This is a genomic window from Bacillus hominis, from assembly GCF_018332515.1.
GTDB lineage: Bacteria > Bacillota > Bacilli > Bacillales > Bacillaceae_G > Bacillus_A > Bacillus_A hominis.
Window position 1 is genome coordinate 1 of record NZ_BOQD01000413.1, and the last position, 385, is coordinate 385.

The following is a 385-nucleotide window of genomic DNA, read 5'->3' on the forward strand; positions in this document are numbered from 1 at the left end:
AAATTCTGAGTTTTGAAACATTTCTATTCTATACTGGTTTCATTTCTTTTTCCAGAAATTCAACTTCTAAAAAATATATTTTTTCTATATGCTTTATCGGATTTATTTATAGAAATTTTCAATATTTTCTTTTATACTAAGGCTGAGATGAAGGGAAGGATGACAACTATGAAGAAAAAAACGAAAGGAATCGTTGCACTCTCAATCACGTTATCTATGTTTTTAACAGCATGTGGTCAAAAACAAGAGGCAACAACTTCCGGAGAAAAGAAAAAAGAATCTTCAAAGCACGTATTAAACATTGTAGAATCTGGGGAAATTTCTACACTCGATTCATCCATTGCAACCGATGGATTTTCTTACGCAGCTTTAAACAACGTAATGG

General features: G+C 31.4%; 1 pseudogene. It reads left to right on the plus strand.

Going from position 1 to position 385, the window contains the following annotated elements:
- Positions 1-168 precede the first annotated feature (168 nt).
- Positions 169-385: pseudogene (locus tag KI356_RS25780) on the plus strand (peptide ABC transporter substrate-binding protein); the annotation flags it as partial.